This is a genomic window from Microbacterium maritypicum, from assembly GCF_041529975.1.
Classification (GTDB): domain Bacteria; phylum Actinomycetota; class Actinomycetes; order Actinomycetales; family Microbacteriaceae; genus Microbacterium.
Map to the genome: position 1 here is coordinate 3,132,429 of NZ_CP168030.1, position 16,050 is coordinate 3,148,478.

A 16,050-nucleotide genomic window follows, 5' to 3' on the forward strand; every position below is an offset into this window, starting at 1 on the left:
ATGTGGATCCAGATCCTCCTGATCTCCGCCATCGTGGTGCTCGCGGTGTTCATGATGCGCCGGACGGGCGCAGACAGTCACCTCGCGATCCGTCGACTGCTCATGGGCCTGTTCGTGATCGCCGCAGTGCTCTCGGTGCTCTTCCCGCAATGGCTGAGCTGGCTCGCGCAGCTCGTCGGCGTCGGTCGCGGCACCGACCTCGTGCTCTACGCGCTGATCGTGATGTTCCTCGCGTTCGTGTACTCACAGTACCGCCGCAACGTCGCCCAGCAGCGGCAGCTCACGCTTCTCGCCCGCAAGATCGCCCTGCTCGAGGCGTCAGAGAACGAGAAGCACCCTACTCACAACCCGTGACCTCGTAGAGGACGGCATCGCCGACGCGGTCGACCTCCGTGAGGATCGAGGAGTCGTCGAGGCCGTGCAGGCCGTCGAAGGTCGTGTAGTGGTTCTCGAACAGCACACGGTCGCCGAAGTCGAGGGCGTGCGTCACGCCGAGTCTGTCGATCGCGTCGCACACGGCGGGCCCGCCCTCCACCAGGTACCTGGCCAGGGTCGACGCGTCATCGCCGTAGCGCCCGGTCACGTGAGGGAAGACCACGTCGTGCCCGGTGAATGCGAACAACAGGCCGGCTCCGGTCAGCGGGTCGCCGATCACGACGGCGTCGTCGGGCAACTCGTCGTCGATCTCGTCGAACAGCGCCACTTCGTCGGGTGAGAGCCCCTGCGACGCCTCGCTGAACTGGAAGCTCACGCTGCGCATGTAGCCCACGTCGTTGCGAAGTCCCACGAGGTGGGTCGCCCCTGCGACGGCGACGATCGCGACGACGGCGACCACGAGGCCCCTGCGTCCTGCCGGCCACCAGCCTCGGATCCATTCGACGACGACGGACGCGCCGAGCGCGGCGAGCGGCAGTCCCCACACCGCGATGAGCGCTCCGACGCGGGTCGTGTCGTCGTACCAGACGCCGACGAAGACACTGCGGATCGATTCGACCGGGAACCAGGTCGCCATCAGGAAGAAGAAGATGCTCACGGCGTAGGACCCGAGGATCCACCACGTCCGGTCCTTCACCACGCGCCAGATACCGATCGCCGCCAGCGGCCCGAGCAGGAGCCCCGTCGACCTGCCGACCGGGCTGAGGAATGCGACCTCGCCGAGAGCCTGCCCCAGAGAGGAGGTGGGAAGCCACTCGTGCGTCGTCACATTGGCCACGATCCAGACCACGGCGAGTGCGACCGCCCCCAGAATCACCGAGAGTGCGACGACGACCCGTGTCGTGGTTCCGCCCGCGCGAGCTGTGCGCCACGCCAACCAGACGAGGTAGGGCACGAGCAGCACCACCGCGCCGAGAAGTGCGGAGGGATGCGCGAGGGCGACCGCACCCGCGGCCGCGAGGGCGACGAGGATGCGCAGCGTCCTCCCCGCCCACGAGAGCGCCGGCGCGAAGGCGATCAGGACGACCGCGAGGAAGATCGGGATCAGCGCGGTGCCGAGCAGGTTGGGATAGAGGACGCCCCAGTTGAGGAAGCCGAGGGGGAAGACGCTGAAGCCCAGACCCACGAGCGGAGCCCACGTGGTGGCAGCCGGGCGGGACGGGAACGCCACGGCGGTCAGGCAGGCGAGGGCGACGGGCCACACCAGCGCGATCACCGCGACGGTGGTCACGTTGGTCGCCGCGACGATGCTGCCCGCGGCCGGCACGACGAGACTGACCAGCGCGTGCCAGAGGGTGGGATAGAACGACGTCGCGGCGCCGGGCACCACCATCGTCATGTGCAGCGGGGAGGCGTCGCCGGTCTCAGCGATGAACTCGACGGCGTTCAGATGGAACAGGCCGTCATAGAGCTGGGAGGGGTTGCCGGGAGCCCCGATGCCCAAGGCGACGATGCCGATCCAGGCGACAACGGCCGCGGCGAGCGCGATCCATGCGCCCCTCCCCGCACGGGGCGCGGCGTCGACCGCGCGCCGGTCGAAGAACCGGAGCGCCGCGGCGACGACCCAGATGACGACGGTGACCACGGCTACGGGAATCAGTCCCCAGCGCATCCCCAGCAGCGGTGCGAGGAGAGATGCGGCGGCGAGCACGCCGAGGGAGACGGCGATCGCCACACCGACACGCACGATTCCCTGCACGCCGCGAAGGCAGAGTCCGACGGGCAGCCCCGGGACGATCAGAAGAGCGGCCGCGACGAGCAGCGCAGGGATCTGGCCGATCCAGTCGCTCACGCGTCCACCAGGGCGATGGCGCCCTCGACCTCACCGTCGTAGACGACCTCGCCTTTGTTGATCACGATGCCGCGAGTACACAGCTCACGGACCATCTCCATGTCGTGGCTGACGACGACGAGCGTCTTGCCCGCGGCGATGAGCTCTTCGAACTTGAGTCGGCACTTCTCCCGGAACGGCGCATCGCCGACGGAGAGGATCTCGTCGACGAGGAGCACGTCGAGCTCGACGTGGATCGCGACCGAGAACGCCAGCCGCATGAACATCCCGGAGGAGTAGTGCTTGACCTCCTGGTCGATGAACTGCTCGATCTCGCTGAACGCCACGATCTCGTCGTAGCGCGCCTCGATCTCGTGCCTTTTCATGCCCAGGATCGCAGCGTTGAGGAAGACGTTCTCGCGTCCGGAGAGTTCGGGATGGAAGCCCGCGCCGACCTCGATGAGACCGGCGACCCGACCGCGGGTCAGGACCTGTCCCTCATCGGGCTCCATGACGCCGGACACCAGCTTGAGAAGTGTGGACTTGCCCGATCCGTTGAGCCCGAGGATGGCGACGGACTCCCCCTCGCCGATGACGAGGTCCACGCCTTTCAGCGCTTCGAACTGGCTGGTGAGCTTCTGCCGCTTGATCCAGGCGACGACGGTGTCCTTGAGGGAGAACGCGTGGTTGAGCGTGAACCGCTTGCGCACGTCGTCGATGATGATGCTCGGCCTGATCGCCGTCTGTTCACTCATAGGTCCTGTGCGAACTTTCCCTCGAGGCGGCGGAAGACGAACTGTCCGATCAGCAGGGTGGCGACGGCGATGAGGAACGTCCACAGCGTGTTCCAGCCCAGGTTCGGCGGCAGTTCGATCATGCCCTTACCTGCGTATCCCGCGGCCGAGATCATGCCCTCGCTCGCCGGGCGCCAGAAAGCGTAATGGAAGAGCTCCACGCCCTGGGTGATCGGATTGAGGAGGTACAGCTCCACGAGCCACGACGGCCAGTGCAGCCGGTCGACGACCGCCTGTTCGACCATGGTCCACGCGTACAGCACGGGTGACGCCCACGTGGCGAGCAGCAGCATCAACTCCACGATGTTCTCGGCGTCGCGGAAGCGCACGTTGACGGCGCCGAAGAAGAGGCCGAGGCCGAGGCTGAACACCATGACGATGATCATTCCCGCGAGCACGGCGAGGATGCTCAGCACCGAGATGTGCGCGATCCATCCCATCAGGAGGCAGACCACCAGCAGCAGCCCGACCTGCGGGAGGAAGTGCACGAACGCGACGATCACGGCCGAGACCGCGAACAGCTGGCGCGGAAGGAACACCTTGCGCACCAGCGGGGCGTTGCCGACGATCGACGTGGTCGCGTTCTTGAATCCCTCAGAGAACAGGTTGATCACCACGATCCCCGAGAACAGGTAGACCGCGTAGTTCGGAATCCCCTTGTCGAGATTCATGAAGATGCCGAGGACCACCCAGAACACGAGGAACTGGGCCGCGGGTCGCACGTAGGACCAGGTCCATCCGAGCACCGAGTTGCGGTACCGCGTCGTGACGCCCGTGCGGACGAGAAGGTTCAGCAGATAGCGCCACCGCACCACGTCGATGAGCCCATGGCTTTTGCCGGGGATGTCGAAGTCGGCTCGCGGGATGATGGCGTAAGGATCGGGTTTGATCGTCACAGGTGTTCCATCCGGGAAAGGAGCAGCCTTCATACTAGCCGGGGCATGCTGAGGATCTGCGCTGCCCACGCGCAGACGATCTCAGCATCGACGAAGCTGGCCGATGCCCTCCGCGGAGAGCACTCCCGTCCCGCCGACCAGGGTGACGGTCGTCGCTCCCCTGGTGCGCAGGAACTCCGCCGCCTGGGGGAACATGCAGGTGCTCTGCGAGAGCACGAGCGGGACTCCGAGCCTGCCGGCGAGGGCGGACCCGGTGAGGGCGTCCGGGAACCCGTCACCGGTGGCGACGAGCACACGCAACGCCGTCGAGGGGAAGTACGCGTTGTTCACGGCGATGTTCGTCAGGTATCGATCCGTGCCGGAGAGCCGGTTCACCTTGAAGCCCTGGCCCTGCAGCTGGGCGACCACCGAATCCTTGACGACGCCGACGCCGCCCACGACCGTGATGTTGGCGGCCCCGATCTTCCGGAGCGTCGCGATCGTCGCGGCATCGGCGCTGTTGGCGAGTCCGTCCACGAGCAACACCGGAATACGTCCTGCTCCTCCGGCGGCCGCCGCGCTGAGAGCGTCCGGGAAGTCGGCACCGGTCGCCAGGAGCACGTTGGCGCTCGCGCCCGAGCTCTCGACGATGGCGCGCGACGTCGAGTATCGGTCGGCGCCGCTGATCCGCTCGATCTTGGCAGCCGGCACCGCGGCCTTCGCCTGCGCCGCCACCGCGTCCGATACCACGCCCACCCCGCCGACGAGGACCACCCGGGTCGGTGCGAGCCTCTTGAGTTCCGCCGCGACGTTCGCCGGGATGGCTCCCGGGGTCGTGAGCAGGAGCGATGCCTGCGCCTTGCTCGCCGCCGCCACCGCTGAGAGCGCGTCGGGGAAGTCGAGGCTCGTCGCGAGGAAGACCGTCCTGGTCCCGGTCGGCCACGCGGCACGGGAGGCTTCGACCGCGGTCTGTTCTCGGCTGGTCCCGGAGATCCGGTCGACCTTCACCGTCGTCGCGGTGTAGGCGGCCGACTGTGCCGTCGCATCGACGTAGCCGGCACGCTTCGCCGTCAGCTTGACCTCGAGCTTCGTACCGCTGTCCGCGACGGTCAGGTTGTACGACCGCCCCGTGGCACCGGGGATCGCCGTCCCGTTGCGGAACCACTGGTAGACCGTCGTGGTGGGCGCGGGCGTGAAGACACCCGTCGCCGTGAGGGTCTGACCGGGGATCACGTAACCGTTGACGAGCGGCTTGCCTGCCGTGAAGGTCAGCGTCCGCGTCGGACCGAACCAGTCGGTGAAGTAGTTGTAGAAGTTGCGGTTGCCGTAGGCCGAGCATCCGTCACCCTCGCCGTAGCCGGCGCGCAGGGCGGCCGCGTTGGGCTGGTACGGCGTGTAGTAGTAGAGAGCCGACGTCGCCTTGTTCGCGACGTACACCGGCGCGGAGCCGCAGGACGCCTTCGGGTTGTACAGGATGTTCCACGTCTTCCCCGGTGCGTACCACTGGAACCACTTGCCTTCCATATAGATCTGCATCTGGCGGGCGGCGCCGTAGATCTGGTGGAAGAAGCCGATGAAGTTCGGGTCGCACGGCGCGGTGTCGGGGCATCCCTGACCGAGCGCGATCCGGTAGCGCCAGGCGCTCGGCCACGTGTGGGTGATGAGACCCTGCTCCTTCTGGAGCATCACGATCAGCACCTGCGGGTTGATGTTGCAGGCCTGCGAGACGCGATAGATGATGCGCGCGGCCGATTCGTTCGCGGCGCCCGTGTATCCGCTGCAGTACTGGTCTGCCGGGCGGGTGACCGTGGTCATCCGGAAGTCCTTCAGGCAGACGATCGCCTCGTTGTTCTCGTCACGACCACCCAGGCAGCGCGCGACCTTGCCGTTGAAGAAGGTCTGGATCTGCGCCTCGGTCATCGTGCTCTTGTTCGTGAACACGGCGTCGCTGATGAGGTTGCCCGGAGTGAAGCCGGTGAGGCTGCTTTTCGCGATCCCCGTTTCGACGGGGGCGGCGGAGGCGTTCGCGGCTGCCGCCACGGGCGACGCGACCGTCGCCTGAGCAGCGGCGGCGGGAACGACCGTTCCGAGAACCAGGGCGGAGACAGCGAGGAAACAGGTGAGGAGTGGGGCGGTCCTCAGGGTGTTTCGCGAGCGTGGGGCACGTCGAGACATGTGACCAGTGTGACGGAAGTTGCAGGATGATGCCACTGTTGCGCCTCTTTGGCCACAGCACTCCGGCGTGTCGCGTCGATGCGCAGGTGGCTCCCAGCCCTCAGAGGTCGGCGTGCAGACCCCAGAGCCGTTCGGCCGAACTCGCCCAGGAGAAGGCCCTGGACCGATCCGCCGCCAGGACGCGCAACCGGTCCGCGGCGGCGTCCGTGGCCTCCACCATGGCGTCCGCGATCTCCTCGGCTGCGACCAGCATGCCCCCGTCGGCGATCACGTCCCGGTGCGAGCCGCTGTCGACGGCGACGACGGGGATCCCGAGGGTCATCGCCTCGACCGCGCGCCATGGCCACCCGGCGGAACTGCTCGTCGTGGCGAACAGCGATGCCCCGGCCAGCACGGCCGCACGGTCTGCAGTATCCAGCGCGCCTCGGATGTGCGCGCGCCGCTCGGGGAGCCCTGCAGCCGAAGCGAGCTCGGCGTAACGGGGTTCCGCACCATCGGGAGCGCCCATCACGACGGCATCGATTCCCGCCGCCGCAGCGCCGCGGAAACCGTCGTGCAGATCGGCCGCCGATCCCGCCAACACCACGTACTGCGCGGGCAACGTCAGTGCCGCTCGCCGGTCGGCGGCGTCTGCGGGCGCCGCGAATCGACGGGGCGGAGCGCCCGCGACCACGCGGACGCGATCCCCGAGGCGTGCGAGTTCTGACAGCCGCTCGGCGACGGCATGCGACGGCACGACCACGGCGTCGGCATGCTTCACCGCGCGCCGCAGCATCCCGCGCTGCCAGGCGACGAGGCTCTTCGACAACTGCTCCGGTGCGTCCCAGGCGCGCAGATCCCACAGCGTGACCGTGGTCTGGTCGTTGTCGTGTACTCGGTCGTGTCGCACGAGCGGGGCCATCAGCGTCGGCGAGTGGATCATCCCTCCGCCGACCCCCGGAGCGATCCCGAGCTGCCAGGAGGCGGCCAACTCGCGGCGCCCGAGCCCGAGGGTCCGCACCTCGCCGACGCCGGCGACCGAAACCTCCGCGCCCGCAGGGACGATGGCGTCCACGGTGCACCCCGAGGGTGCCGTCGCGATCAGGCCGACCGTGAGATCGAGAGCGGCGGAAGCCTGGTCGGGGTCGACGACATGCACGAGCTGATCCAGAACCACACGCAGCCGAGCACCCATGCGATCAGGCTATCCTCGCCGCGCAGCTCCCCCGTGGAGCGCACCACCCGTGCCGCGCGAATGTCAGCGTTCCCACAGTTTTCGCCCACCGCCGCACCAGCGGTTCATGCTTGAATGCTCGGGTGAGCGATGGTCGTCTTCCCGTCCGACGCCGATGGATCGGGTGGACCGTCGGCGTTCTCCTGTCGATCCTCCTCATCGCGATCGGCTGGGTGACGATCCGCGGGATCGGCGCGGTCAGCGACCTTCAGCAGGTCGCCAATGGCGCCACGCAGCTGAAGGCATCGATCGCCTCAGGTGACCTCGAGGAAGCGGAGCGGGTCTCCGGGAGCATCGCACGCAATGCGGCGTCCGCCGACGAACTCACCTCGGACCCCGTCTGGCAGGCCTTCGGCGCTGTGCCGTGGCTGGGACCGAACTTCCGCGCGGTGAGCGAGATCGCCGAGATCGCGCACGACGTCTCGACGAACGCGCTCACACCGCTGCTCGATGTGGCAGGCGGGCTCGATCTGGCAGGTCTGGGCGTCGAAGGCGGCACGATCGACCTCGCCCCTTTCGCGGAGATCGAGAAGCCGCTCGGTACGGCGAGCACTGCGCTCAGCGCTGCGGAGCTGCAGGCCAAGCGCATCGATGCGGGCGCGACGCTGCCACCCCTCGCCGACGCCATCGGTGAGTTGCGATCCGCGGTGACGGGAGCCGCGTCGGTGGTCGGCTCCCTGCACGGCGCCTCCGTGCTGCTGCCGACCATGCTCGGCGGCGAAGGTCCGCGCAACTACGTCCTGGCCATGCAGAACAACGCCGAGTTGCGCTCCTCCGGCGGGATCATCGGCTCGATCGCGCTGCTGCACGCGGAGAACGGCACGATCACGCTGCAGAGACAGGCGTCGACCCGGGACTTCCCGCCGCTGGACACCGCTCTGCCGCTCAGCGAGTCCACGATCGCCCTGTTCGACGACCGCCCCGGTCGCTACCTCCAGAACATCACCGCCATCCCGGACTTCGCCGAGGCGGGCGAGATCATCGCGGCCCGCTGGACGGGTCGCTTCGGCGGGACCGTCGACGGCGTCATCGCCGTGGACGCCGTCGTCGCGGAGCACCTCATGAAGGCGACCGGAGACCTCGCTTTCGGACCCTTCACGGCCACAGCGGACACCGTGACGGACATCCTGCTGTCCCAGATCTATGCGGCGGTCCCCGATCCCGCCACGCAGGACGCGATCTTCGCGCAGGCGGCGGGAGGCCTGTTCAGCGCCGCACTGTCCGGCGGCGACCCCCGGGCTCTCATCGGGGCGCTGGCCACATCGGCGGACGAGAGTCGTATCCGCATCTGGAGCGCACACCCGGAGGAGGAGGCCGTTCTCGCCGCCTCCGAACTGGGCGGAACGATCCCCACGGACAGCGACGACGCGACCTACGTGGGCGTGCTGATGAACGACACCACCGGCGGGAAGATGGACTACTACACCCGTGCATCCATCACGACGTCGGTCGGCACGTGTCAGGGCGCTCCGACCACGCAGGTGCGCGTCACGTGGACGAATACGGCCCCGGCGGACGCCGCGACCTCGCTGCCCGCCTATGTCACGGCCGACGGGTTCTACGGCGTCCCCGCCGGCACGGTGCGCACGCTGATCGCGGTGTACGGCCCCGAGGGCGCGACGCCCGCCCATGTCGACCGCGACGGCGAAGAGGAAGGCGTGCAGACGGCCATGCTCGGCGATCGTTCCGTGGTGCAGCACGAGGTCTCCCTCGCCCCCGGCGAATCGACGACGATCACGGTCGAGTTCGAGGGCACGGGCGCCGGCGCGCGATTCACGGAAGTGCGGCATACACCGCTCATCGAGGCTCCGGACACCGCACGGAAACCGCTGAACTGCGCAACGTGACATTCCGCGCTCGATAGGGTAGCGTTGAGCCACTGGGGAATATCTGGAGTCTGCAATCTTGCCGTGGGGGCAAGACGACTCCACGCAGTCGGATGCAGGGGTGTATCCGGATGCGATTCCGCGTGAAATTCTGGGGAGAAATCATGCTGAAAAAACTGGCTGCAATCAGCCTTACCGCCGGCGCGCTCGTATTGATGGCGCCCGCCGTCGCATCCGCTGCGCCATCGACTGTTCCGGCCGCGTCTTCCGACTCGTACACGACGCCTCCCGGCGTCAAGGTCGGCGACCCGGTCATCGACATCTGCGAAGTCTCGACCATCGTGTTCGGACCCGGGTACTTCCTGCCGTCCGAGAACGTGAGCGTCTCGGTGTCCGGCCTCAACGCCGGTAATGCCGCAGTCTCGGGCAACACCGCCGCGACCGACGGCAGCCTGACGCTCACCTTCCGCCCGCCTTCTGATGGAGAGGGCTCCTACGCCGTCTCCTTCGCCGGCTCGCGCTCGTACACCGCGACGATCACGGTCGCACACGGTCATGATGCCGCTTCGACGTGCGACCACGATCCTGGGGTCGCACCGGCAGGCGCGGAGATGCCGCTCACGGGCGACGGATTCGAACTCGCCCTCACCGGCGGAAACGTCTCGCCGTGGGTCCTCGGAGGCGGCGCCGCGGCGCTCGTCGCCGGCGGTGCCCTCGTCGCGGTCGGAGCGTCTCGCCGCAAGCGCGCCTAGGTCCGGCTGCCGCCTCGCGCGGTGGTCGACTGGACGACGGTGATCCCTCCCCCTCCGATCACCGTCGTCTGGTGCATCCGGTGGCACCCACCGGAAGCCCACGGCTCGCCCCTTCTGGGACGGGAGAGCCGTGGGCTTTGTCGCGCGCTCGCGGGACGGTCCGGACGTCCAGCACCGTCTCCGGTCGACGCGGGCTCGCGGTCGTCAGGGAGCGGGGCTCGGCGTCTGCGTCGGCGGATGCAGCGACGTCGCGATCAGGTCGTGGATGAAGCCGTAGTCAGGTTCGTGCTCGTCCACGCCGAAGTCGGGCGTGAGCTCGATCGACGTCACCTGCTGCTCCTTCGCCTTCAGCATCAGGTCGAAGAACTCCGGCAGCTTGTCGGAGGGCAGATCGGTGCTGATCAGTGCCGTGCCCGCCGCAGCCACCTCATTGAATCGGGTGAGCACGGTCTGCGGAGTGAACTGAGCGAGGATCGCCTCCTGGAGCTCACGCTGACGCTTCATGCGATCCCAGTCGCTGGTGGTGTAGCGGGATCGGGCGTACCACTGAGCCGTGTCGCCGTTCATCCGCTGCGTGCCCGGCTCGATCCAGCCGATGGCCCATTCGTTCACGTCGGTGCCCGTCCAGCCCTCGGGGGGTCCGCCCTTCGGAAGACGCTCGGTGACATCGATCTCCACGCCGCCCAGAGCATCGACGAGCTCCGCGAAGCCGTGCATGTCGACGAACACGTAGTACGGGATCTCAATGCCGAGGACTCCCTCCGCCGCGTCCTTGGTCGCCTCGATCCCCGGGTCGGAGCCGTGGGCGACGGCGTCGGGATAGAGCCCTGCTCCCCCGTCGTCGCGGCACACCTCGGCCGCGTTGCGCACGTGGTTCATCCACCCGTTCCAGCCGCACGTCGATGAGCTGTGCCCTTCGAAGCCGTTCGGATAGAGCTCCTGCATCGGGCTGCCCTCGCTGAACGGGGCGTTCGGGAGCTCGCGCGGGATGCCGGTGATGGTCACGGCGCCGGTGTCGGCGTTCACCGACACGACCGAGATGCTGTCGAACCGCATCGAGTCGCGTCCGTCGCCGCTGTCGGCGCCGAGCAGCAGAATGTTGTAGTAGCCGTCGCTCGGCTGCACGCTCGGGCCGCTCTGACCGAAGATCGAGCCGATCGTGCTGCGCACCGAGCCCACCGCGGTCGCCGCATACGCGGCTCCCCCGCCGACGAGGCCCAGCAGCAGCAGGGCGACGACGGGGATGGCGAGGCGCGACGGCCCGGGGAGCTTCACGAGGCGCACGAGACGCAGGGCGTCGAATGTCAGGACGATCCAGAGGACGACGTAGGCGACGAGAAGCACCTGCACGATCGTGAGGACGGCAGCCGAGAAGAACCCGCCGCCGATCGTGAGCCACAGCAGGACAGGGCGCGCGAACAGCGCGAGGCCGACAGCGACGATCGCGAGGAGCCAGGCGAGCAGAGTGGCACCGAGGCCGAAGCGACCGAGTCGACGATTACCGGCGAGCACCTGGGCCGAGCCCGGCAGCAGGAGATTCAGCGCGACCAGCCACCAGCCCCGCTTCGCCATAGTCCCCGGATCGGAGAGGTCCGGGTGCCGCAGCGGCCGGGTCTCGATCAGTGGGCGCCCTGATGCGCGCGGAGGCGCAAGGGTCACAGTGACCCCTTCAGCCGTTCGTTCTTCTCCTCGACCTGGGCCTCGAGCTCGCGAGAGTACGCCTCGACACGGTCGGCGAGGTCGGGGTCTGCCGTCCCGAGGATCCGTGCCGCGAGGAGTCCCGCGTTGCGCGCTCCGCCGATGGACACGGTGGCGACCGGGATCCCGGCAGGCATCTGCACGATCGAGAGCAGCGAGTCCATGCCGTCGAGGTAGGCGAGCGGCACAGGGACACCCACGACGGGAAGCGGGGTCATCGAGGCGAGCATGCCCGGAAGGTGCGCTGCACCCCCGGCACCCGCGATGATGACGCGGACTCCTCGTGACCGCGCGTCACGCGCGTACGACATGAGCTTGTCGGGCGTGCGATGCGCCGAGACGACCTCGACCTCGTGCGGGATTCCGAAGTCCGTGAGGGCCTGAGACGCATCGCTCATCACGCGCCAATCGGAGACGGATCCCATGACGACGCCGACAAGAGGAACGGCGGAGGAGTGCAGTGGCTCGGTCACCAGATCAGGCTACGGTCTGCCGCTGGGAGAAACCCCGAACGCCGCGCCTCTTCGCGCGCATGTCTCGCGCCGTGTGACGCCGAGAGCGAGCGCTGCTCAGTCGAAATGGGCGGCAGCTGCCCGCGCCACGTACACGGCATCGTCGAGGTCATCGTCGACGACGTTCACATGCCCGACCTTCCGGCCGGGTCGCGGAGCCTTGCCGTACGTGTGGATCTTCGCCTGCGGGTGCGCAGCCATCGCCGCACCGAAGCGCTCATCGAGCGTGCCCGCCACCGGTCCGCCGAGGATGTTCACCATCACGGACCAGGCGGAGCGGGGCGCGGTGCTTCCCAGCGGAAGATCGGCGACCGCCCGCAGATGCTGCTCGAACTGTCCGGTGACAGCGCCGTCCTGGCTCCAGTGCCCGCTGTTGTGCGGGCGCATCGCGAGCTCGTTGACGAGTATGCGTTCGTCGTCGGTCTCGAACAGCTCCACGGCCAGCATGCCTGTGACGCCGAGCCCGTCCGCGATGGTGCGACCGATCTCCTCGGCGACCTCCACGAGGCGGTCCGCGGCAGCGGGCGCCGGGGCGATGACCTCGGCGCACACTCCGTCTCGCTGCACCGTCTCGACCACGGGGTACGCGACGACCTGCCCACTCGGGCGGCGCGCCACCTGCTGGGCGAGTTCGCGCACGAAAGGAACGAGCTCCTCGACGAGGAGCGCGTCGTCTTCGGCGAGAGCATCGAGCCAGTCCTGCGCTTCGGCGGCGGCACGGACGACCCGCACGCCCTTTCCGTCGTATCCGCCGCGGGGTGTCTTCACGACGCCCGCACCGGCATGCGCATCGAGGAAGTCCTGCAGCTCGGCGATGCTCCGCACGGGAGCCCAGTCGGGCTGCGGCACACCGAGTTCGGCGAGCCGGGCTCTCATGACGAGCTTGTCCTGCGCGAACTGCAGGGCATCGGGGCCCGGATGCACCACGACCCCGTCGGCGACGAGCGCTCGCAGGACGTCTTGCGGAACATGCTCGTGGTCGAACGTCACAACGTCGACGTCCGCCGCGAAAGCGCGCACGGTTTCGAGGTCGCGGTAGTCACCGATCGCGGTGGCCGCGAGCGCGGCCGACATCCCCTCGCCCTCGGCGAGCACTCGCAGGTCGAGACCGAGCTCCACCGCAGGTGCGATCATCATCCGGGCCAGCTGTCCTCCGCCGATCACACCAACACGCAACGCCATGTGCCGTCTCCATTCGTCTGCACCCATTCTCGCGCACCGGGGCGGGCGGAATCGACACGCTCGGGGTCAGCGGACGAGGGCCCGCCCTGCGGCGAGCAGCGAGCTCACGATGGGTTCGGTTCGTCGCCGCCGGCCTGCGCGTCGCGATGCGCCAGGATCTGCCCGACCTCGATCTGGTCGGCGAGCGTCTCGTGCACGAGGGTGACGTTCGGGACGTTCGCGAGTCGGAGCGGCGCATCGACGCCGTTGGAGAGGGTGATGTTGCCCGAGCCCCACAGCCGCTGGAGCGGACCACGGCGAACCGCGATCGTGTATCCGCGGGCGTGGGACATCTCGCGGCGCCCGCGAGCGCCGATGCCATGGTGCGCGATGACCCGCCTGGTCGTGACCGTCGTGCTGCGCGAGTACCAGATCACGAAGGGGATGACGACCGCGAGGATGACCAGGAGACCGGCTGCGGCGAGCAGCATCCAGTCCTCGAAGCCCGCGGGCAGGTTGCCGTAGAAGTAGGCCGTCGCACCGAAGGTCGCGATGAGCACGAGTGCCGACCAGAACAGCCGACGCGCGTGGCTCCGGAAGCGCGCGATCAGCAACTCCTCCGAAGGCGTACCGGGCGGCGGCATCAGGGGCCGCCCGCCGAGCGTCACAGGCTGGGTCACACCACCATTGTGCCTGTGATCGCCGACATAGCCGTCTGGACGACGGCGTGTCAGTTTCCGGCAGGGCGGACGTGGACGACGTCACCGGCGGAAATCGCCTGCTGCTCGCCGTCGACGGACACCACCAGGCGCCCCTCCGGATCGAGTGCTGTGGCCACGCCCTCCAGGATCCGGCCGGCCGGCAGAGACACGCGGACCGCCTGCCCGATCGTCGCGCATCGGGCGGTCGCCGCCGCATGCAGCCCGCTCCTGCCCGCGTCACCCGTCGAGACGAGCGCGGACAGCAGATCATCCAGCGCGGTGAGATACGCCGCCAGGAGCCGATCCTCTTCGGCCTCGACGTCGAGGGCCGCGAACGACGTGGCCGTCGGCACCGGAAGCTGCTCGACCGTCATCGCCGTGTTCACACCGGCGCCGACGACCACCGCATCCCCCGTCGCCTCGGCGAGGATGCCGCAGATCTTGCGTCCGTCGACCAGTACGTCGTTCGGCCACTTCACCCCGACGTCGTGCTCCGGCAGCTGCGCTGCGACCGCGTCCGACATCGCCACCCCGGCGGCGAGCGGAATCCAGCCTCGTGCCGCCGGGTCGAGCGGCAGAGCGCGCAGAAGCACGGAGACGGCCAAGGCCGTGCCCGCCGGGGCGACCCAGCTGCGGTCGAGGCGGCCTCGGCCCGCGGTCTGGTCGCGCGTCACGATGGTCGACAGATGCGGCCAACCGACGACATCCCCCGCGTGCGCACGAAGATCGGCGTTCGTCGACCCGGTTCGCTCCCGCACCTCGAGTCGAGGGACGATCGGATGCGCCAGCGAGAAGTCCACGCTCATACTTCCTCGTCGTCGACTTCTTCGTCGTCGTCGTCCTCGTCCTCGCGGATCGCCCCGACCTCGTGGGCCTGCCACCGCTCCCACTCCTTCATGAGCCCGTCGACCGCCGCGTGGAACTTCTCCGTGGCCACTCCCAGTGTCGTGTCACCGAAGTAGTGCTGCACCCACATCCGCAGACGAGCGGTGGCTGCCTCGTCGGCTCGCACGCGTTCGACCTCCGCGACGATGTCGTGCGCGGCCTCCGCCGTCAACCATTCGCAATCAGCCAGATAGCCCTGCGTGTCGATGGAAGCACGTTCGTCGGTCGGACGCGTGATCATCAGCGGCTTCCCCGCGGCCAGACGGTCGTAGACCATCGCGGAGATGTCGACGATCGCGACATCGGCCGCCGTCAGCTGCCAGCCGAGCTCCGGTGCATGATCGTAGACGTGCTGCGCCGTCGGGTCCGCCGCGTTCGCGGCAGCGATCGCCGCGATGATCCGCCGGTGGGCAGCCCCGTACGCCTCGTCCACGACACCGCTACGCGGGTGGGGACGGTAGATCACCCGATGCGCGCCGGTCGCCAGCAGTCGCGTCACGAGCGCTTCGCCGTGCGTGGCGATCGACCCGTAGTGGGCACTCGGGCGGTCCCCCTCCCATGTGGGCGCGTAGAGGACGACGGTCCGCTCGTCCGGCACGAAGGGGAGCGTTCCCGAGTAGTGATCCGCCTGCGGCCGGCCGATCTCGATGGTGCGGCGATCCACGTCATAGTCCCACAACGTGCGCGACAGCCGATCACGCGCAGCCTGACCGGCCACGAAGGCGTAGTCGTAGGCCTTGTACTGATTCGTGGTCATGTACATCTTGTCGGACTCGCCGTGGTTGATGAACACGTGCCACCGCCGCCCGTAGCGGAACATCTGGAAGTTGCGGGTGTTCTGGTTCACGTACAGCACCACGCGGATGTCCTGCGTCGCGATGAACCGTTCGAGGTCGCGGACCTTCGGCACGAAGGCGACGGGAGGGGAATCCTCCTCGAGCAGCCTCTCGGTTCCGGTCGCCTGACGCGAGAGCACGACGACGGGCCACCGCTTCGCGAGTTCGGCGAGCGGGCGGTACCACTGACGCATCTGGTACATGTTCACGGCACCGTCGGCGAAATACACCGCCACCTGGAAGTGGTCGGTCGGGAGGGGTTCGCGTTCCGAGAGCCGCCGACGCACGCGTTGCACGGCGGTGCGGGATGCGAGCGCCCGCGTCAGCAGTCGGTACGCCTTCTTCGCATCAGACAGTGCACCCATCCCTCCAGAATAGTTCGTCGGGGCGGCGTCGTCCGGCGCCTGCGGACGGAT

The 16,050-nt window shown here is 68.4% G+C and carries 14 protein-coding genes; 3 read left to right on the forward strand and 11 right to left on the reverse strand.

Annotation, left to right across the window (positions count from 1 at the left end; translation table 11 throughout):
* The gene (locus tag ACCO44_RS15200; RefSeq protein ID WP_029262010.1) at nucleotides 1-354 is read left to right on the forward strand and encodes a DUF2304 domain-containing protein; all 354 of its coding nucleotides are present in this window, start codon (nucleotides 1-3) and stop codon (nucleotides 352-354) included.
* Here the strand turns inward: ACCO44_RS15200 and ACCO44_RS15205 are convergent.
* The 5 genes from ACCO44_RS15205 to ACCO44_RS15225 form a co-directional block, all read right to left on the reverse strand.
* A complete protein-coding gene (locus tag ACCO44_RS15205) occupies nucleotides 338-2,227 on the reverse strand; it encodes a DUF6541 family protein (protein WP_372467201.1) in 1,890 nt (629 codons plus the stop codon). The genes ACCO44_RS15200 and ACCO44_RS15205 overlap by 17 nt on opposite strands.
* Entirely contained in the window at nucleotides 2,224-2,961 is a 738-nt protein-coding gene (locus tag ACCO44_RS15210; RefSeq protein ID WP_372467203.1) for an ABC transporter ATP-binding protein, read from the reverse strand. Before ACCO44_RS15210 ends, ACCO44_RS15205 begins: the two co-directional genes overlap by 4 nt.
* Nucleotides 2,958-3,896 (reverse strand): ABC transporter permease, encoded by a 939-nt coding sequence (locus ACCO44_RS15215; protein WP_231481684.1) that lies wholly within the window; start codon nucleotides 3,894-3,896, stop codon nucleotides 2,958-2,960. The genes ACCO44_RS15210 and ACCO44_RS15215 overlap by 4 nt, the downstream gene beginning before the upstream one ends.
* A gap of 81 nt (nucleotides 3,897-3,977) precedes the next feature.
* Nucleotides 3,978-6,050 (reverse strand): cell wall-binding repeat-containing protein, encoded by a 2,073-nt coding sequence (locus ACCO44_RS15220; protein WP_081859871.1) that lies wholly within the window; start codon nucleotides 6,048-6,050, stop codon nucleotides 3,978-3,980.
* 100 nt (nucleotides 6,051-6,150) lie between these two features.
* On the reverse strand, nucleotides 6,151-7,224 hold the full coding sequence (locus tag ACCO44_RS15225) for a glycosyltransferase (protein WP_372467204.1): 1,074 nt from the start codon (nucleotides 7,222-7,224) through the stop codon (nucleotides 6,151-6,153).
* Between the two features lie 122 nt (nucleotides 7,225-7,346).
* Here ACCO44_RS15225 and ACCO44_RS15230 point away from each other — a divergent pair, with 122 nt between their 5' ends.
* Both ACCO44_RS15230 and ACCO44_RS15235 read left to right on the forward strand, forming a co-directional pair.
* Nucleotides 7,347-9,110, forward strand: coding sequence for a DUF4012 domain-containing protein (locus ACCO44_RS15230; protein ID WP_372467206.1), 1,764 nt, complete (start codon nucleotides 7,347-7,349; stop codon nucleotides 9,108-9,110).
* Between the two features lie 143 nt (nucleotides 9,111-9,253).
* The gene (locus ACCO44_RS15235) at nucleotides 9,254-9,841 is read left to right on the forward strand and encodes a hypothetical protein (protein WP_372467208.1); all 588 of its coding nucleotides are present in this window, start codon (nucleotides 9,254-9,256) and stop codon (nucleotides 9,839-9,841) included.
* A gap of 204 nt (nucleotides 9,842-10,045) precedes the next feature.
* Here the strand turns inward: ACCO44_RS15235 and ACCO44_RS15240 are convergent, their stop codons facing one another.
* The 6 genes from ACCO44_RS15240 to ACCO44_RS15265 form a co-directional block, all read right to left on the reverse strand.
* Nucleotides 10,046-11,413 (reverse strand): LCP family protein, encoded by a 1,368-nt coding sequence (locus ACCO44_RS15240; RefSeq protein ID WP_372467209.1) that lies wholly within the window; start codon nucleotides 11,411-11,413, stop codon nucleotides 10,046-10,048.
* An 83-nt stretch (nucleotides 11,414-11,496) separates the two neighbouring features.
* Nucleotides 11,497-11,964 carry a 5-(carboxyamino)imidazole ribonucleotide mutase gene (gene purE / locus ACCO44_RS15245; protein ID WP_372469414.1) on the reverse strand — a complete coding sequence of 156 codons (468 nt, stop codon included), beginning with the start codon at nucleotides 11,962-11,964 and terminating at the stop codon, nucleotides 11,497-11,499.
* A gap of 144 nt (nucleotides 11,965-12,108) precedes the next feature.
* Nucleotides 12,109-13,233 (reverse strand): 5-(carboxyamino)imidazole ribonucleotide synthase, encoded by a 1,125-nt coding sequence (locus ACCO44_RS15250; protein ID WP_372467210.1) that lies wholly within the window; start codon nucleotides 13,231-13,233, stop codon nucleotides 12,109-12,111.
* A gap of 104 nt (nucleotides 13,234-13,337) precedes the next feature.
* Complete coding sequence (locus ACCO44_RS15255; protein WP_081859874.1) at nucleotides 13,338-13,856, reverse strand: PH domain-containing protein; 519 nt, start codon at nucleotides 13,854-13,856, stop codon at nucleotides 13,338-13,340.
* An 86-nt stretch (nucleotides 13,857-13,942) separates the two neighbouring features.
* Complete coding sequence (locus ACCO44_RS15260) at nucleotides 13,943-14,719, reverse strand: biotin--[acetyl-CoA-carboxylase] ligase (protein ID WP_372467212.1); 777 nt, start codon at nucleotides 14,717-14,719, stop codon at nucleotides 13,943-13,945.
* Entirely contained in the window at nucleotides 14,716-15,999 is a 1,284-nt protein-coding gene (locus tag ACCO44_RS15265; RefSeq protein ID WP_372467213.1) for a CDP-glycerol glycerophosphotransferase family protein, read from the reverse strand. Before ACCO44_RS15265 ends, ACCO44_RS15260 begins: the two co-directional genes overlap by 4 nt.
* Nucleotides 16,000-16,050 lie beyond the last annotated feature (51 nt).

Bases quoted from the DNA above. Each gene is read 5' to 3' on its own strand.
- ACCO44_RS15250 (WP_372467210.1), bottom strand. From the start codon at position 13,233: ATGGCGTTGCGTGTTGGTGTGATCGGCGGAGGACAGCTGGCCCGGATG.
- ACCO44_RS15240 (WP_372467209.1), bottom strand. From the start codon at position 11,413: ATGGCGAAGCGGGGCTGGTGGCTGGTCGCGCTGAATCTCCTGCTGCCG.
- ACCO44_RS15255 (WP_081859874.1), bottom strand. From the start codon at position 13,856: ATGCCGCCGCCCGGTACGCCTTCGGAGGAGTTGCTGATCGCGCGCTTC.
- ACCO44_RS15260 (WP_372467212.1), bottom strand. From the start codon at position 14,719: ATGAGCGTGGACTTCTCGCTGGCGCATCCGATCGTCCCTCGACTCGAG.
- ACCO44_RS15200 (WP_029262010.1), top strand. From the start codon at position 1: ATGTGGATCCAGATCCTCCTGATCTCCGCCATCGTGGTGCTCGCGGTG.
- purE (WP_372469414.1), bottom strand. From the start codon at position 11,964: ATGGGATCCGTCTCCGATTGGCGCGTGATGAGCGATGCGTCTCAGGCC.
- ACCO44_RS15235 (WP_372467208.1), top strand. From the start codon at position 9,254: ATGCTGAAAAAACTGGCTGCAATCAGCCTTACCGCCGGCGCGCTCGTA.
- ACCO44_RS15220 (WP_081859871.1), bottom strand. From the start codon at position 6,050: ATGTCTCGACGTGCCCCACGCTCGCGAAACACCCTGAGGACCGCCCCA.
- ACCO44_RS15225 (WP_372467204.1), bottom strand. From the start codon at position 7,224: ATGGGTGCTCGGCTGCGTGTGGTTCTGGATCAGCTCGTGCATGTCGTC.
- ACCO44_RS15265 (WP_372467213.1), bottom strand. From the start codon at position 15,999: ATGGGTGCACTGTCTGATGCGAAGAAGGCGTACCGACTGCTGACGCGG.
- ACCO44_RS15210 (WP_372467203.1), bottom strand. From the start codon at position 2,961: ATGAGTGAACAGACGGCGATCAGGCCGAGCATCATCATCGACGACGTG.